The organism is Streptomyces sp. NPDC051664, from assembly GCF_044453545.1.
Classification (GTDB): Bacteria; Actinomycetota; Actinomycetes; order Streptomycetales; family Streptomycetaceae; genus Streptomyces.
This window is the reverse complement of the sequence record NZ_JBITCU010000010.1, coordinates 266,419-282,624: the sequence shown is the minus strand read 5'-3', so window position 1 is coordinate 282,624 and position 16,206 is coordinate 266,419. Positions and strand designations below refer to the sequence as shown.

General features: G+C 69.5%; 12 protein-coding genes. 7 read left to right on the top strand and 5 right to left on the bottom strand.

The features are described from left to right. Positions 1–163: 163 nt before the first annotated feature. A complete protein-coding gene (gene mshC, locus ACIA8E_RS21115; RefSeq protein WP_399300325.1) occupies positions 164–1,393 on the top strand; it encodes a cysteine--1-D-myo-inosityl 2-amino-2-deoxy-alpha-D-glucopyranoside ligase in 1,230 nt (409 codons plus the stop codon). Between the two features lie 119 nt (positions 1,394–1,512). Beyond that, the gene (locus ACIA8E_RS21110) at positions 1,513–4,560 is read left to right on the top strand and encodes an NPCBM/NEW2 domain-containing protein (RefSeq protein ID WP_399300322.1); all 3,048 of its coding nucleotides are present in this window, start codon (positions 1,513–1,515) and stop codon (positions 4,558–4,560) included. 70 nt (positions 4,561–4,630) lie between these two features. On the opposite strand, the gene ACIA8E_RS21105 is transcribed toward ACIA8E_RS21110, so the two are convergent. After that, entirely contained in the window at positions 4,631–5,692 is a 1,062-nt protein-coding gene (locus tag ACIA8E_RS21105; protein ID WP_399300319.1) for a PAC2 family protein, read from the bottom strand. Positions 5,693–5,948: 256 nt separating this feature from the next. On the opposite strand from ACIA8E_RS21105, the gene ACIA8E_RS21100 reads away from it, so the two are divergent. The 5 genes from ACIA8E_RS21100 to ACIA8E_RS21080 all read left to right on the top strand — a co-directional run bounded on the left by ACIA8E_RS21100 (position 5,949) and on the right by ACIA8E_RS21080 (position 11,900). After that, a complete protein-coding gene (locus tag ACIA8E_RS21100; RefSeq protein WP_399300316.1) occupies positions 5,949–7,292 on the top strand; it encodes an L-fuconate dehydratase in 1,344 nt (447 codons plus the stop codon). Then, entirely contained in the window at positions 7,292–8,071 is a 780-nt protein-coding gene (locus tag ACIA8E_RS21095) for an SDR family NAD(P)-dependent oxidoreductase (protein ID WP_399300313.1), read from the top strand. Before ACIA8E_RS21100 ends, ACIA8E_RS21095 begins: the two co-directional genes overlap by 1 nt. Before the next feature lie 85 nt (positions 8,072–8,156). Next, complete coding sequence (locus ACIA8E_RS21090) at positions 8,157–9,197, top strand: sugar ABC transporter substrate-binding protein (protein WP_030918382.1); 1,041 nt, start codon at positions 8,157–8,159, stop codon at positions 9,195–9,197. Positions 9,198–9,330: 133 nt separating this feature from the next. Beyond that, positions 9,331–10,851: a sugar ABC transporter ATP-binding protein gene (locus ACIA8E_RS21085; protein WP_399300310.1), complete on the top strand. Its 1,521-nt coding sequence runs from the start codon at positions 9,331–9,333 to the stop codon at positions 10,849–10,851. Continuing rightward, the gene (locus ACIA8E_RS21080) at positions 10,848–11,900 is read left to right on the top strand and encodes an ABC transporter permease (protein ID WP_399300307.1); all 1,053 of its coding nucleotides are present in this window, start codon (positions 10,848–10,850) and stop codon (positions 11,898–11,900) included. The genes ACIA8E_RS21085 and ACIA8E_RS21080 overlap by 4 nt, the downstream gene beginning before the upstream one ends. Positions 11,901–12,023: 123 nt before the next feature. Here the strand turns inward: ACIA8E_RS21080 and ACIA8E_RS21075 are convergent, their stop codons facing one another. From ACIA8E_RS21075 to glpK, 4 genes are all read right to left on the bottom strand, one after another. Beyond that, entirely contained in the window at positions 12,024–12,695 is a 672-nt protein-coding gene (locus ACIA8E_RS21075) for a FadR/GntR family transcriptional regulator (RefSeq protein ID WP_399300304.1), read from the bottom strand. A 63-nt stretch (positions 12,696–12,758) separates the two neighbouring features. Beyond that, positions 12,759–12,980: a hypothetical protein gene (locus tag ACIA8E_RS21070; protein WP_399300301.1), complete on the bottom strand. Its 222-nt coding sequence runs from the start codon at positions 12,978–12,980 to the stop codon at positions 12,759–12,761. 76 nt (positions 12,981–13,056) lie between these two features. After that, positions 13,057–14,667: an FAD-dependent oxidoreductase gene (locus ACIA8E_RS21065; protein WP_399300299.1), complete on the bottom strand. Its 1,611-nt coding sequence runs from the start codon at positions 14,665–14,667 to the stop codon at positions 13,057–13,059. A gap of 5 nt (positions 14,668–14,672) precedes the next feature. Next, positions 14,673–16,199 (bottom strand): glycerol kinase GlpK, encoded by a 1,527-nt coding sequence (gene glpK, locus ACIA8E_RS21060; RefSeq protein WP_399300296.1) that lies wholly within the window; start codon positions 16,197–16,199, stop codon positions 14,673–14,675. Positions 16,200–16,206 lie beyond the last annotated feature (7 nt).

Sequence of the window (16,206 nt, the reverse complement as noted above, 5' to 3'; positions counted from 1 at the left end):
CCCGTCCGGCGTCCGAGGGCGTACTCCAAGGGGTCCGGGGCCGTGCCCGGCTCGGGAAGAGGCGGCGCGAGGAGAGCACACCCGGCACGCGCAAGACCGCCTCTCCGGCCAGGATCCCGTATCCGGTTCGTATCCGGAAGCAACGTCCGGTTACGCTCATGACATGCATGCCTGGCCCGCTTCTGAGGTCCCCGCCCTGCCTGGCAAGGGCCGCGACCTTCGGATCCACGACACCGCGACCGGCGGACGGATCACTCTTGACCCCGGTCCCGTCGCCCGCATCTACGTCTGCGGCATCACGCCGTACGACGCGACCCATATGGGTCATGCGGCGACCTACAACGCGTTCGACCTCGTTCAGCGCGTGTGGCTCGACACCAAGCGGCAGGTTCACTATGTCCAGAATGTGACTGACGTGGACGACCCGCTGCTGGAGCGAGCCGTGCGCGACGGTCAGGACTGGACCGAGCTCGCCGAACGCGAGACGGCCCTCTTCCGCGAGGACATGACCGCCCTGCGCATGCTTCCGCCGGAGCACTACATCGGCGCGGTGGAGGCGATACCCGGCATCGTCCCGCTCGTCGAACGCCTCCGGGACGCCGGCGCCGCCTACGAGCTCGACGGTGATGTGTACTTCTCCGTCGAGGCCGACCCGCACTTCGGCGAGGTGTCCAACCTGGACGCCGAGGCGATGCGGCTGCTGTCCGCAGAGCGCGGCGGCGACCCGGAGCGCCCGGGCAAGAAGAACCCGCTCGACCCGATGCTGTGGATGGCCGCCCGCGAGGGCGAGCCGAGCTGGGACGGGGCCTCGCTCGGCCCGGGCCGGCCCGGCTGGCACATCGAGTGCGTGGCCATCGCCCTGGACCACCTCGGCATGGGCTTCGACGTCCAGGGAGGCGGGTCCGACCTCGCCTTCCCGCACCACGAGATGGGCGCCTCGCACGCCCAGGTGCTGACCGGCGAGCACCCGTTCGCAAAGGCGTACGTGCACGCCGGGATGGTGGCCCTGGACGGCGAGAAGATGTCGAAGTCCCGGGGCAACCTGGTCTTCGTATCGGCGCTGCGCCGGGACGGTGTGGACCCGGCCGCGATCCGGCTGGCCCTCCTCTCGCACCACTACCGGTCGGACTGGGAGTGGACCGATCAGGTGCTCGCCGACGCCGTCGAGCGGCTCGGACGGTGGCGTTCCGCCGTCTCCCGGCCCGACGGACTGTCCGCCGACGCCCTGGTCGAGGAGGTCCGTGAGGCCCTCGCCGACGACCTGGACGCCCCGGCCGCCCTGGCCGCCGTGGACCGCTGGGCCGAGCGTCAGAACGCCGGGGGCGGTACGGACGAGGGTGCACCCGGTCTCGTCTCGCGTACCGTCGACGCGCTGCTGGGTGTCGCGCTCTGACCCGTTGTAACACCCCGTCTGTTTCCGTCCGGTGACCGGCCTTGGACTTCTCCACGAAGTTCGGGGCCGGTTCTGTTTTGTCCATGGTCAAATGCTCGAGACTGCGCTAAAAGCGCTCTATGCAATCATCAACGCGCATCAGAGTGGCGGCAGTTGCAGCTCTGCTGGGACTGGTCGCCGTCTTCGCGGGGCCTGGCAGCGCACAGGCCGAGTCGGCCGAGCCCGACGCCACGACGGTCGGTGATGTCACCGGCTTCCTTGCCGACGGGCCCGTCTACCACCTCGAATCCGGCACCGCCGAGGCCCGTGTCAGCTTCGTCTCCGCCGAGACCTTCCGTATCGAACTGGCCCCGGACGGTACGTTCACCGACCCGACCGGCGACGACATAGTGCTGCCGCAGGGCGCCCCGCCGCACACCCGGTGGAAGGAGAGGAGCGACCGCTACGAACTCTCCACCGGCAGCATCACCCTGCGCGCCTACAAGTCGCCGCTGCGCTTCGAACTCCGGCGGGCCGACGGCAGCCTCGTCTGGTCCGAGGCCAAGGGGCTGAGCTGGGACGGGAAGCGGACCACCCAGACCCTGGCCCGTGGCGCCGACGAGCAGTTCTACGGCGCCGGGATGCAGAACGGCCGCGGCAACACCTCGCACCGCGGCCAGACCGTCGAGGTCGGCGTCGACTACAACTGGGACGACGGGGGCCATCCCAACTCAGTGCCGTTCTATCTCTCCTCGGCCGGATACGGCGTCTTCCGCAACACGTACGCACCCAACACCTACGCGTTCACCGACCCGGTGACCACCAGCGCGCAGGAACAGCGCTTCGACGCCTACTACTTCGCCGGCGACGATGCCAAGGACGTCATCGGCGAGTACACGAAGCTCACCGGCAAGCCCTTCCTGCCGCCCGTGTACGGAATGGAGATCGGCGACGCCGACTGCTATCTGCACAACGCCAACCGCGGTGAGCGCCGCACCCTGGACGCCCTGAAGGTCGCCGACGGTTACGTCGAGAACGACATGCCGAACGGCTGGATGCTCGTCAACGACGGCTACGGCTGCGGTTACGAGGACCTCGCCGAGACCTCCAAGGGCCTCCAGGACCGCGGCATGCAGCTCGGCCTGTGGACCGAGGACGGCATCGACAAGATCGCCGACCAGGTCAAGGCCGGTCAGCGGGTGGCCAAGCTCGACGTCGCGTGGGTCGGCTCGGGCTACAAGTTCGCCCTCGACGGCTGCAAGGACGCGTACAAGGGCATCGAGGACAACAGCGACGCCCGCGGCTTCACCTATGCTCCCGAGAGCTGGTCGGGGGCACAGCGCTGCGGCGTCCAGTGGTCCGGTGACCAGTACGGCACCTGGGACTACATCCGCTGGCAGATCCCGACCTACGCGGGCGCCACGATGTCCGGCCTCGCCTACACCACCGGTGACGTGGACGGCATCTTCGGCGGCAGCGCCAAGACGTACACCCGTGACCTGCAGTGGAAGATGTTCCTCGGCACCACGATGACCATGGACGGCTGGGCGGCCAGCGACAAGCAGCCCTACCGGTACGGCGAGCCGTACACCACCATCAACCGGGACTACCTCAAGCTCAAGGAGTCGCTGCTGCCGTACCAGTACTCGTACGCACACGAGGCGACCAAGACCGGCGTCGGCATGGTCCGCCCGCTCGTCCTCGAATACCCGGACGACCCCAAGGCGGCGACGGACGCGGCGAAGTACGAGTTCATGTCCGGCGAGGACTTCCTCGTCGCGCCCGTCTACCAGGACAGCACCCGTCGCGACGGGATCTATCTGCCCAAGGGCACCTGGATCGACTACTGGAGCGGCCGGACGTACGAGGGGCCGACCACCGTCGACCACTACAGTGCCCCGCTCGACACCCTCCCGCTCTTCGTGAAGGCCGGTGCCAGCGTGCCGATGTGGCCGGGCATCCGCTCGTACCAGGACCGCACGAGCGGCTCCCCGCTGGCCTGGGACATCTACCCGCAGGGCAGGTCCTCCTTCACGCTGTACGAGGACGACGGCGTCACCCGCCGGCACCGCGACGGCAAGTACGCCACCCAGCGGGCGGACGTCGACGCACCCGTCCGGGGCGCGGGCGACATCACTGTGAACATCGGTGGGAGCAAGGGGGACTTCACCGGCAAGCAGAGCAGGCGACCGTACGAGTTCAGCGTGCACACCGGGTCGGCACCGAGGGCCGTCAAGCTGAACGGCACACTGCCCCGGCTGGGCTCCGCGGCCGCGTACAGGACCGCGAAGCAGGGCTGGTGGTACGACCAGGACGACCGCGGTGGTGTGGTGAAGGTCAAGACCGCGCCGCTGAGCACAGACCGGAAGTTCAGCCTGAAGCTGGAGGGCACCAGCGCCGTCGGCGGCAGGAAGGCGTCCGCCACGGCCGTCGTCTCCGCGCCGGACGCGCAGGAGGTCGGGGCGGGAGTCGAGGGCACCGTGGCCGTCGACGTCACCGCGGGCAGCGCCGATGTGACGGACGCAGCGGTCACCCTGGACGTCCCCGAGGGGTGGCAGGTCACCCCGGCGAAGACCGTGGACCGGATCCCGGCAGGCACCACCCGGCGGGTCGAGCTGGCGGTCACTCCGGCGAAGGACGCCGTGGCCGGGGAGGCCCGGATCACCGCGGTCGCCCGCTACCGGGCGGCGGGTGAAGCCCGCTCCACCGTCCAGCGCTTCGCGGCCGGGGTGATGCCTCAGCCCCCGACCGCCGACGCCTGGGCGAGCGATCTGGTCTGGCTGAAGTCGGCCAACGGCTACGGCCCGGCCGAGCGCGACCGCAGCAACGGCGAATCGGGTGCGACCGACGGACACACCCTCACCCTCGCCGGGAAGACGTACGAGAAGGGGATCGGTTCTCACGCCGACTCCGACATCGAGGTCTATCTCGGCGGGCGCTGCACCACGTTCACGGCCGACGCGGGGATCGACGACGAGATCAACGGCTACGGCGAAGTGGCCTTCTCCGTCGAGGCGGACGGCAAGGTGCTCTGGACGTCGCCGAAGGTGACCGGGGCGTCGGCGACCGTGCCGGTCGAGGTGGACGTCGCCGGTGCGCGCCATGTGCACCTGAAGGTCACCGACACCAACGGTTCCAAGACCGGTGACCACGGGGACTGGGCCGCGGCGCGGTTCAGCTGTTCCTGACAGCGGGGGCGCCGGGCGGGTCCCACCGGCCCGGCGCTCGACCGGTCGCGACGGACTGCCGTGCCGTTCCTCAGTCCTCCGATGAATCCGGCGAACCCGATGAGTCCTCGGGACCGGGACCGGTGTCGTCGTCGGTGGGCCCGTCCTGGGCGGACTCGCCCGCGGCTCCCTGCGGCGGTCCCGGCTCCGGCTTCGGCGGCTTCGGCGGCCTGGTCCGCCCGCTCGACGTGTCGCGCAGGTATGAGGCGTCGCCGCTCTCGGTGGCATGCCCGCCGGGCGCCTGGCCGGGCGCGACATCCCGGCGCCGCAGATAACGCTCGAACTCCCGGGCGATGGCCTCGCCCGACGCCTCGGGAAGCTCCGCGGTGTCCCTGGCCTCCTCCAGCGTCTGCACATACTCGGCCACTTCGCTGTCCTCGGCGGCCAGTTGGTCGACCCCGAGCTGCCAGGCACGTGCGTCCTCGGGCAGTTCGCCCAGCGGGATGCGCAACCCGATCAGATCCTCCAGGCGGTTCAGCAGCGCCATGGTCGCCTTCGGGTTCGGCGGTTGCGACACGTAGTGCGGCACCGCCGCCCACAGGCTCACGGCGGGCACACCGGCATGCGTGCAGGCCTCCTGGAGGATGCCGACGATGCCCGTCGGGCCCTCGTACCGGGTCTCCTCCAGGTCCATGGTCCGCGCCAGGTCAGGATCGGAGGTGACCCCGCTGACCGGCACGGGGCGGGTGTGCGGGGTGTCGCCGAGCAGCGCGCCCAGGACCACCACCATCTCCACGCCCAGCTCATGGGCGAAGCCCAGGAGCTCGTTGCAGAACGAGCGCCAGCGCATCGACGGCTCGATACCGCGGACCAGGACGAGATCGCGGGGCTTGTCCCCGCCGACGCGGACCACGGAGAGCCGGGTGGTCGGCCAGGTGATCTTGCGTACTCCGCCGTCCAGCCACACCGTCGGCCGGTTGACCTGGAAGTCGTAGTAGTCCTCGGCGTCGAGCGCCGCGAACACCTCGCCCTTCCACTCCCGGTCCAGGTGTGCGACCGCTGTGGAAGCGGCGTCACCTGCGTCGTTCCATCCCTCGAACGCGGCCACCATGACCGGGTCGATCAGCTCGGGAACCCCCTCGAGCTCGATCACCCAGGCCTCCTTCCGAAGTTCCCTTGCGTACGCACCAACCTTACGGCTTCCGGCCTCTCCCGCCGCAGCCCCTGTGCACGGCAGGGTGAACCCGGCCCCACGAGGTGCATCACCGGTCCAACCAGGGCATCTTTCTCCGAATTCATCCGAGCTGTGTCCCGGGGATTTCGTCTCAACTCTGGACTTTGGGGCTACCGCACCGCTATACATCGGATGACCGGAACAGAGGTCCGATGTTATTCCCCTGGGGGCGCACATGAGTCAGACCGTCACGGACTTCGAGGTCCACGACATCCGCTTTCCGACCTCGGAGCAACTGGACGGCTCGGACGCCATGAACCCCGATCCCGACTACTCCGCCGCCTATGTCGTCCTGCGTACCGGCGCCTCGCTCGGCGAGGAGGCGGACGGAACCGTCATCGAGGGCCATGGCTTCTGCTTCACCATCGGACGCGGCAACGAGATCATGGCAGCCGCCATCGAAGCGATGCGCCCGTACGTGATCGGGCGCCCGGCCCCCCGTACCGCGGCCGATCTCGGCGCGCTGTACCGCGAGCTCACCCATGACTCGCAACTGCGCTGGCTCGGCCCCGAGAAGGGCGTGATGCACATGGCGGCCGGCGCGGTCGTCAACGCCGCCTGGGACCTGGCCGCCAAGCAGGCGGGCCGGCCCGTCTGGCAGTTCCTCTCCGAAATGACGCCGCAGGAGCTCGTCTCCCTCGTCGACTTCCGCTACCTCACCGACGTCCTCACCCCCGACGAGGCCCTCGAAATCCTGCAGGCCGCCGAACCGGGCCGCACCGAGCGCGCCGAACGGCTGCGCGCCGAGGGCTACCCCGCGTACACCACCTCGCCCGGCTGGCTCGGCTACTCCGACGACAAGCTGGTCCGGCTTGCGAAGGAGGCCGTCGCCGACGGCTTCACCCAGATCAAGCTGAAGGTCGGCGGAGATCTCGGCGACGACGTCCGCAGACTCGCCCTGGCCCGCGAGGCCGTCGGACCTGACATCAGGATCGCCGTCGACGCCAACCAGCGGTGGGACGTCGCCGACGCGGTGGAGTGGATGACCGCGCTCGCGCCGTACGACCCGCACTGGATCGAGGAACCGACCAGCCCCGACGACATCCTCGGCCACGCCGCCGTACGGGCCGGCCAGCCGATCAAGGTCGCCACCGGTGAACACGTCGCCAACCGCGTCGTGTTCAAGCAGCTGCTCCAGGCCGGCGCGGTCGACTTCGTCCAGATCGACGCCGCGCGCGTGGCGGGCGTGAACGAGAACCTGGCGATCCTGCTGCTCGCCGCCAAGTTCGGCGTGCCGGTCTGCCCGCACGCGGGCGGCGTCGGACTGTGCGAGCTGGTGCAGCACCTGTCGATGTTCGACTATGTGGCCGTCTCCGGCAGCTGGGAGAACCGCGTGATCGAGTACGTCGACCATCTCCACGAACATTTCGCCGACCCCACCGTGATCGAAGCGGGGCGTTACGTCGCGCCGCGCGCCCCGGGCTTCTCCGCCCGGATGCTCCCCGCCTCGATCACCACACACCGCTACCCGGAGGGCCCCGTATGGCAGGCCCGCCGCAAGCCCGAGGAGGCCAACTGATGACCGGCACAAGCGACTTCGACGGAATGTCCGCCCTGGTGACAGGCGGCGCCTCCGGTATCGGGGCCGCCGTCGCGACGATGCTGCTGGAACGCGGCGCGCGCGTGGCCGTACTCGACCGGGAGACGGCGGGCGCCCCGGCGGGCACGCTCGCCGTGAAGGCGGACGTCACCGACGACGACGCCGTACGCGACGCGGTCGACCGGGCCGCCGCCGAACTGGGTGGTCTGCACACCCTGGTCTCCAACGCGGGCATCGGCTCCATCGGCACCGTCGAGGACAACGACGACGACGAGTGGACCCGCGTCCTGGACATCAACGTCCTCGGCATGGTCCGCACCGCCCGGCACGCCCTGCCCCATCTGCGGCGCGCGGCCGCCGACCGCCCCGGCTCCGTCTCCATCACCCAGACCTGCTCCATCGCGGCGACCGCCGGGCTGCCACAGCGCGCCCTGTACAGCGCCAGCAAAGGCGCGGTCCTGTCGCTGACCCTCGCCATGGCCGCCGACCATGTCCGCGAAGGAGTCCGCGTCAACTGTGTCAACCCCGGCACCGCGGACACCCCGTGGATCGGCCGGCTTCTGGGCCAGGCCGACGACCCGGCGGCCGAGCGCGCCGCGCTCAACGCCCGCCAGCCGCTGGGACGGCTGGTGTCGGCCGACGAGGTGGCCGCTGCGATCGTCTACCTCGCGAGCCCCGCCGCCGCCTCCGTCACCGGCACGGCACTCGCCATCGACGGAGGCATGCAGGGCCTGCGGCTTCGGCCCGCCGCCGACTGACCCCGCTCCACCAACCCCTGAGCCCCATGCACCAGTCTTTGCCAACCCAGCACCGAGCCGGTACTCCACAAAGGACGGGACACCAATGAGAGTGCGTACGACAAGTGCGGCAGCCTGCGCCGTACTGCTGGCCGTCACTGCCCTCGCGGGCTGCAACCGCGAGTCCACCGACGACGGCGCCGGCGCCGGGAAGGTCGGCATCGACCTGCCGCGCAGCGACAGCGACTTCTGGAACTCGTACCAGAGCTACATCGAGAAGGGGGTCAAGGCGGGGGACGTCAAGGCACTGCCCCTGACCAACTCCCAGAACGACATAGGCAAGCTCGTCGCCAACGTCCAGACCTTCACCGACCAGGGTGCCAAGGCCGTGGTGATGGCCCCGCAGGACACCGGCGCCATCGCCGAGTCGCTGAACACGCTGAACGACAAGAAGATCCCGGTCGTCAGCGTCGACACCCGCCCCGACAAGGGCAACGTCTACATGGTGGTGCGCGCCGACAACAAGGCGTACGGCACCAACGCCTGCAAGTACCTCGGCGAGCAACTGAAGGGCAAGGGCAAGGTCGTCGAGTTCCAGGGCGACCTGTCCTCGATCAACGGCCGCGACCGGTCCCAGGCCTTCAAGGCCTGCATGGACAAGGACTACCCGGGCATCAAGGTCTTCGAGCTGGCCACCGACTGGAAGGGCGACGTGGCGTCCGCCAAACTCCAGTCGACGCTCGCCGCACACCCCGACATCAACGGCATCTACATGCAGGCCGGCGGCGTCTTCCTGCAGCCCACGCTCGCGCTCCTGGAGCAGAAGAAACTGCTGAAGCCGGCCGGTACGGCGGGTCACATCACGATCATCTCGAACGACGGCATCCCGGAGGAGTTCGACGCCATCAGGGCGGGCAAGATCGACGCGACGATCTCCCAGCCCGCCGACCTGTACGCGAAGTACGCCCTGTACTACGCCAAGGCGGCCCTGGACGGCAAGACCTTCAAGGAAGGCCCGACCGACCACGAATCGAACATCATCAAGATTCCCAACGGTTTCGAGGACCAGCTTCCCGCGCCCCTGGTGACCAAGGACAACGTGGACGACCCGAAACTGTGGGCCAATCAGCTGGAGAAGAAGAGCTAGCCGTGACTCCTCCCTCGCGTTGCCGGGAGGGCTTCCCTCCCGGCAACGCAGAGCCGAGACGCGGTCAAGCTCTGACCGCCGCCCGAGGGCAGGGCATCGACATTGGTACAGCGCCTCGCTGAGAAGGGGTCTGATGGAAAAGGCACCACCTGCCGTACAGGCGGAAGGCATCGTCAAACGCTTCGGGCCCACCGTGGCGCTCGACGGTGTGCAGCTCACCGTGCAGCCCGGCGAGTCCCATGCCCTCGTCGGCCGTAACGGCGCGGGCAAGTCCACCCTGGTCGGCGTCCTGACCGGACTGCACAAGGCGGACGCGGGGACGGTCCGGTTCGGCGGGGAGCCCGCGCCCGCCTTCGGGGACACGACGGCCTGGCAGTCGAAGGTCGCATGCGTCTACCAGAAGTCCATGGTCGTGCCCGATCTGACCGTCGCCGAGAACCTCTTTCTCGGCCGGCTGGACGAGGAGTCGCGCTGGATCAGCTGGGGGAGGCTCCGCAGGCGCGCGGAGGAGCTCCTCGCCGAGTACGGGGTACAGGTCGACCCCCGCACCCGGGCCAGGGATCTCGCCGTGGAACAGCGGCAGTTCGTCGAGATCGCCCGGGCGCTGTCATTCGGCGCCCGGCTGATCGTCCTCGACGAACCCACCGCCCAGCTCGACGCCCGGGGCATCGGCCGGCTCTTCGACAAGCTCCGGGAACTGCAGAGCCAGGGAGTGGCGTTCCTGTTCATCTCCCACCATCTGCAGGAGGTGTACGAACTGTGCACCGCGGTCACCGTCTACCGCGACGCCCGCCATGTCCTGACCGCCCCGGTCGCCGACCTCGCCAAGAGCGAACTGGTCGCGGCGATGACCGGCGAGCTGGGCGGCGGATCCGCCGCCTGGCACGCGGGCGGTGCGCCGACGGAGGTGCGGGACGAGTCGGCGGAGCCCGTACTGCGTACGGAAGGACTTGCCCTGGAAGGCCAGTTCGAGCCGCTGGATCTTCAGGTCCGCCCCGGCGAGGTGCTCGGCCTCGCCGGATCCGCGGCCAGCGGCAACACCGCGCTCGGTGAGACGCTCGCCGGGATGCGCAAGGCCACCGGCGGCACGGTCCGCGTACACGGGAGGTCCGTGCGGTCCGGCAGCGTGCCGCACGCGCTGGAGGCCGGGATCGGCTACATCCCCGAGGACCGGCACGACCAGGGACTCGTCCTCGGGCGCAGTGTCGCGGAGAACGCCACGCTCACGGTCACCGACCAGCTCGGACCGTGGGGGACCGTACTGCCCTCCCGTACCCGGGAGTTCGCACGGTCGATGATCGAGTCGCTGGACATCAAGACACAGGGTCCCGAACAGCCCGTCGCAGGGCTCTCGGGCGGCAACCAGCAGAAGGTGGTGGTCGCCCGCGCACTGGCCCGCAAGCCGAGCGTGCTGGTCGCGGTCCGGCCCACCGCGGGTGTGGACGTCAAGTCCAAGGACTCGCTGCTCGGAGTCGTCCGGCGGGTCGCCGACGAGGGCAACGCCGCAGTCGTCGTCTCGGACGAGCTGGACGATCTGCGGGTATGTGACCGGGTGCTCGCCCTGTTCCACGGGCGCGTGGTCGGGGCATTCGCAAGCGGGTGGACCGACGGGGAACTCGTCGCCGCCATGGAAGGTGTGGGGGAAAGGGAATGACCGGCACGATACGGCCGCCGGCGGCCGGAGACATCAACGGAGGGCCGAAGGGCGGGCTGGACGACGACAGCCCGCTGAGCCGGCTCAGGCTGATCCGGTGGAGCGACTTCTCCTTGGTTCCGGTGATCCTGGTGCTGATGGTGATCGGATTCATCGTCTCGCCGGTGTTCCTCACCTCCGACAACCTGATCAGCGTCGTCCAGCAGTCCTCCGAGCTCAGCCTGCTGGTCCTCGGCCAGGCACTCATCCTCATCTGCGGACGGATGGACCTGTCACTGGAATCGACGATCGGCATCGCGCCGGTAGTCGCGATGTGGCTGGTCCTGCCCACCGAGGGCGGCCGCTTCGCCGGCCTCGGCCTGCTGCCCACCTGGTCGGCGATCCCGCTCTGTCTGCTGGTGGGCCTGGCGATCGGTGCGATCAACGGCTTCCTGATGCTGAAGCTGCGGGTCAACGGCTTCATCGCGACGCTCGGCATGCTCACCATGCTGCGCGGCCTGCACATCGGCATCACCGAGGGCAAGTCCATCACCGACGTCCCGGAGTCGTTCCGCTACCTCGGCAAGAGCGCGTGGCTCGGCGCACCGGCCGCGGTCTGGATCTGCCTGGTGCTCTTCGCGATCGGCGGCGCGGCGCTGGCCTGGCTGCGCCACGGACGCTCGTTGTACGCGATCGGCGGCAACCCGGAGGCGGCGCGGGCCGCCGGAATCCGGGTCGACCGGGTCACCTGGATCGTGCTCGCCATCGGCGGTCTGCTGGCGGCCTTCGCGGGCATCCTGTACACCGGCCACTACGGTGCGGTCGCCGCGACGCAGGGCAACGGCTGGATCTTCCAGGTGTTCGCCGCCGCGGTCATCGGCGGCATCAGCCTCAAGGGCGGGCGGGGCACGCTGTTCGGTGCGCTGACCGGCGTACTGACGCTGCAGTTGGTGGTCAATGTGATGACCCTGGGCGGCGTCCCGGCGCTGTGGAACCAGTTCCTCAACGGCGCGATCATCATCGTCGCGCTGGTCATCTCGCGCTTCGCGAGCGGTGAGAAGCAGGACTGACCCGTACGACCGCAAACGCCGGCGGGGCTGAGAAGTTCAGCCCCGCCGGCGTTGAGGTGTGAGGTCCGGTGCGATGTCCCGGTCGGGGAAGGGGCGGGCAGGGGAACAAGCCCGCTGCAGGCGTCACAGCGTCGACCGCAGCCACTGCTCCACGCTCGCCACATGCACCGTCGCCCACGCCCGTGCAGCCTCCGCGTCCCGGTCCCGCAGTGCCGACAGGATCGCCCGGTGCTCGTGCAGCGTGCGGCTGACCGCGTCCTCCTGCGTCAGGCCGCGCCAGACGCGGGCCCGCGTCGTCGGCCCGGAGAGACCGTCGAGCAGGGAGCAGAGCACCGAGTTCCCGGACGACTGCACGATGCCGCGGTGGAACTCCAGATCGCAGGCGACCAGTTCCTCCACCGAGGGCTGTGCCCCGAGTGCGTCCAACTGAGAGCTCAGTACGTCGAGTTGGGCCTCGGTGATCCGGGTCGCTGCCATGGCCGTCGCGGCCGGCTCCAGGATCCGGCGGACTGCCAGGAACTCCAGCACAGTGTCGTCGCGGTGGAAGTCCACGACGAAGCTCAGCGCCTCCAGCAGCAACTGCGGGTCGAGACTGGTGACATACGTTCCGTCGCCCTGCCGGACATCGAGAATACGGATCAGGGACAGGGCGCGGACCGCCTCGCGCAGCGAGTTGCGGGACAGCCCGAGCTCCGCCGCGAGTTCGCTCTCCTTGGGCAGGCGGTCGCCGGGCCGTAGTGCGCCCGAGACGATCATTCCCTTGATCTTCTCGATCGCCTCGTCGGTGACAGCCATGACGGTCCTCCTGGATTCGGGCGGGATCAGACCTCGGATGAAGACATCCGATGTCTCCCTTCATTATGGGGGTCGAATCAGGTGGATGAACCGGGTCTGCCGCAGCTGGTGACCGATCGCTCGGTCCCGGAGCGTCGGAGTCGCCTCGCGCCGTACCACCGGGGCGATCTCCTCCGTGCGCCGCTGCACGGTCAGAGCACCGAGAACTTCATGACCTCCACCGCCCCGCGTCACATTGCACGCGTACGGCGGCACGTACACCGCCCGCTCCAGGTCAGCGGGCATGGGCGCACATCGGTAGGCGGACGGGGGCGGCTCCCCCCGTGGAAGCCGCCCCCGTCCGCGTACCCGACGGCCTGCCTCAGCCCTTGTCGGCCAGCAGGCCCTCGACCTTGGTCCGGATCTCGCCCGTGGCCAGGCCGCGGATCGTCAGCGTCGTCCGGCGGCGCAGCACGTCGTCGGCCGTCTCGGCCCACTCGTGGTCGCGCGCGTACGCGACCTGCGCCCAGATCTCCGGTGCGTCCGGGTGGATGCGCTCGGCCAGCGCCGGGTTGTCGTTCGCCAGCCGCGCGATGTCGAAGGAGAGCGAGCCGTAGTGGGTGGCGAGGTGCCGCGCGGTGTCGGCGGCCATCCGCGGTCCGGGCGTTCCGCCGTCGATCAGCAGCCGGTGCGCGACCGCGTTCGGGTTGGCGATACCGGGCAGCGGGAGCTTCTTCGGCAGACGGGCCATCGGCTCCATGTCCTCGGCCAGCGGGTGCCCGGGGAGCGCGGCCAGCTTGTTCATCACCGTACGGCCGATGTGACGGAACGTCGTCCACTTGCCGCCCGCGACCGACAGCATCCCGCCGCGGCCCTCCGTCACGACCGTCTCGCGCTTGGCCTTGGAGGTGTCGCCGGGACCGCCCGGCAGCACCCGCAGGCCCGCGAAGGAGTACGTGATCAGATCGCGCGACAGCTGCTGGTCCTTGATCGAGAACGCCGCCTCGTCCAGGATCTGCGCGGTGTCCTTCTCGTTGACCGCGACGTCCGCCGGATCGCCCTCGTACTCCTCGTCCGTCGTACCGAGCAGCAGCATGTCCTCCCAGGGCAGGGCGAACGTGATGCGGTACTTGTCGATCGGGGTGGCGAGCGCCGCCTTCCAGGGGCGAGTGCGCTTCAGGACGAGGTGCGCGCCCTTGGACAGACGTATCGAAGGCGCCGCGTTCGGGTCCTCCATCTTCCGCAGGTGGTCGACCCACGGTCCGGTGGCGTTCAGCACGAGCCGGGCGGTGACGCCGAACTCCGTGCCGTCCGTACGGTCCTCCAGGTCAGCACCCGTCACCCGGCCCCTGGTGAACCGCAGCCCGGTCACCGCGGCGTGGTTGAGGACGACCGCGCCCGCGTCGACGGCCGCACGGACCGTCATGAGTGCCATCCGGGCGTCGTTCATCTGGTCGTCGCCGTACACCGCGACGGCCTTCAGATTGTCCGTACGCAGCTCCGGCACATCGCGCTGCGCCTTGGCCGGGCTGATCACATGGCCGACGCCGTCACCGAACGCGGACAGCGCCGAGTACGCGAACACACCCGCGCCCAGCTTGGCCGCGCCGTGCGGCCCGCCCTTGTAGACGGGCAGGTAGAAGGTGAGCGGGTTGGCCAGGTGCGGGGCCACCTGACGGGACACCGCACGTCGCTCGAAGTGGTTCTCCGCGACCAGCTTCACCGCGCCGGTCTGCAGGTAGCGCAGGCCGCCGTGGAGCAGCTTGGAAGAGGCGGAGGAAGTGGCGCCGGCGAAGTCGCCGGCGTCCACGAGAGCCACCCGCAGCCCGGACTGCGCGGCGTGCCAGGCGGTGGAGATGCCCAGGATGCCGCCACCGATCACCAGGAGGTCGTACGTCGCCTTGGAAAGCTGCTCCCGAGTCTCGGCGCGGCTCGGAAGGGAGCCGGAGGCCGGGTGCGTCCCGAGGGCCGGGACGCTCTGCAGGGTGGTCATGTCGATTACTCCTCGTCTTCGATCCAGCCCATGGTTCGTTCCACGGCCTTGAGCCAGCTCTTGTACTCGCGGTCCCGGGTGTCCGCGTCCATGCGGGGGGTCCACTCGGCGGCCCGGCGCCAGTTGGCGCGCAGCGCGTCGGTGTCCGGCCAGAAGCCGACGGCGAGACCGGCGGCGTAGGCGGCGCCGAGGCAGGTCGTCTCGGCGACCATGGGCCGCACCACCGGTGCGTCCAGGAAGTCGGCGAGCGTCTGCATCAGCAGGTTGTTGGAGGTCATGCCGCCGTCGACCTTGAGGGCCGTCAGCTCGACACCCGAGTCCTTGGTCATGGCGTCGGTGATCTCGCGGGTCTGCCAGGCGGTGGCCTCCAGCACGGCACGGGCGATGTGCGCCTTGGTGACGTACCTGGTCAGGCCGGTGATGACGCCGCGGGCGTCGGAACGCCAGTACGGGGCGAACAGGCCGGAGAAGGCGGGCACGAAGTACGCGCCGCCGTTGTCGTCGACCGACGAGGCCAGCGTCTCGATCTCGGCCGCGGAGTTGATCAGGCCCATCTGGTCGCGCATCCACTGCACCAGCGAGCCGGTGACGGCGATGGACCCTTCCAGGGCGTAGACCGGCTTCTGCTCGCCGATCCGGTAGCCGACGGTCGTGAGCAGCCCGTTGTACGAGTTGACGGGCGTCTCACCGGTGTTCATCAGCATGAAGGTGCCGGTGCCGTACGTGGACTTGGCCTCGCCCTCGGAGAAGCAGGTCTGGCCGAAGAGGGCAGCCTGCTGGTCGCCGAGCGCGGACGCGACCGGGACGCCGGCCAGGACGCCGTCCTTTGCGGTGCCGTACACCTCGGCGGAGGAGCGGATCTCGGGCAGCACGGCCGCCGGGATGCCCATCGATGCGAGGATCTTGTCGTCCCACGCCATGGTGTGCAGGTTCATCAGGAGGGTGCGCGAGGCGTTGGTGACGTCTGTGACATGGACGCCACCCTCGGTGCCACCGGTCAGGTTCCAGATGACCCAGGAGTCCATGGTGCCGAAGAGGATGTCGCCGCGCTCGGCGCGCTCACGCAGGCCCTCGACGTTGTCGAGCAGCCAGCGGATCTTGGGCCCGGCGAAGTACGAGGCGAGCGGCAGCCCGGTCTCGCGGCGGAAGCGGTCCTGGCCGACGTTGCGGCCGAGTTCCTTGCAGAGCGCGTCGGTGCGGGTGTCCTGCCAGACGATGGCGTTGTGGACGGGCTCACCGGTGTTCTTGTCCCAGAGCAGCGTGGTCTCGCGCTGGTTGGTGATGCCGATCGCCTTGACGTCGGCGGCGGTGATACCCGCCTTGACGACGGAGCCGGCGACGACTTCCTGGACGTTCTCCCAGATCTCGGCCGCGTCGTGCTCGACCCAGCCCGGCTTCGGGAAGATCTGCTCGTGCTCCTTCTGATCGACGGAGACGATCCGGCCGTCCTTGTCGAAGATGATGCAGCGGCTCGACGTGGTGCCCTGGTCGATGGCCGCGATGAACGGGCCGGTGGTGTGTGCGTCGGTCACGGTGTGC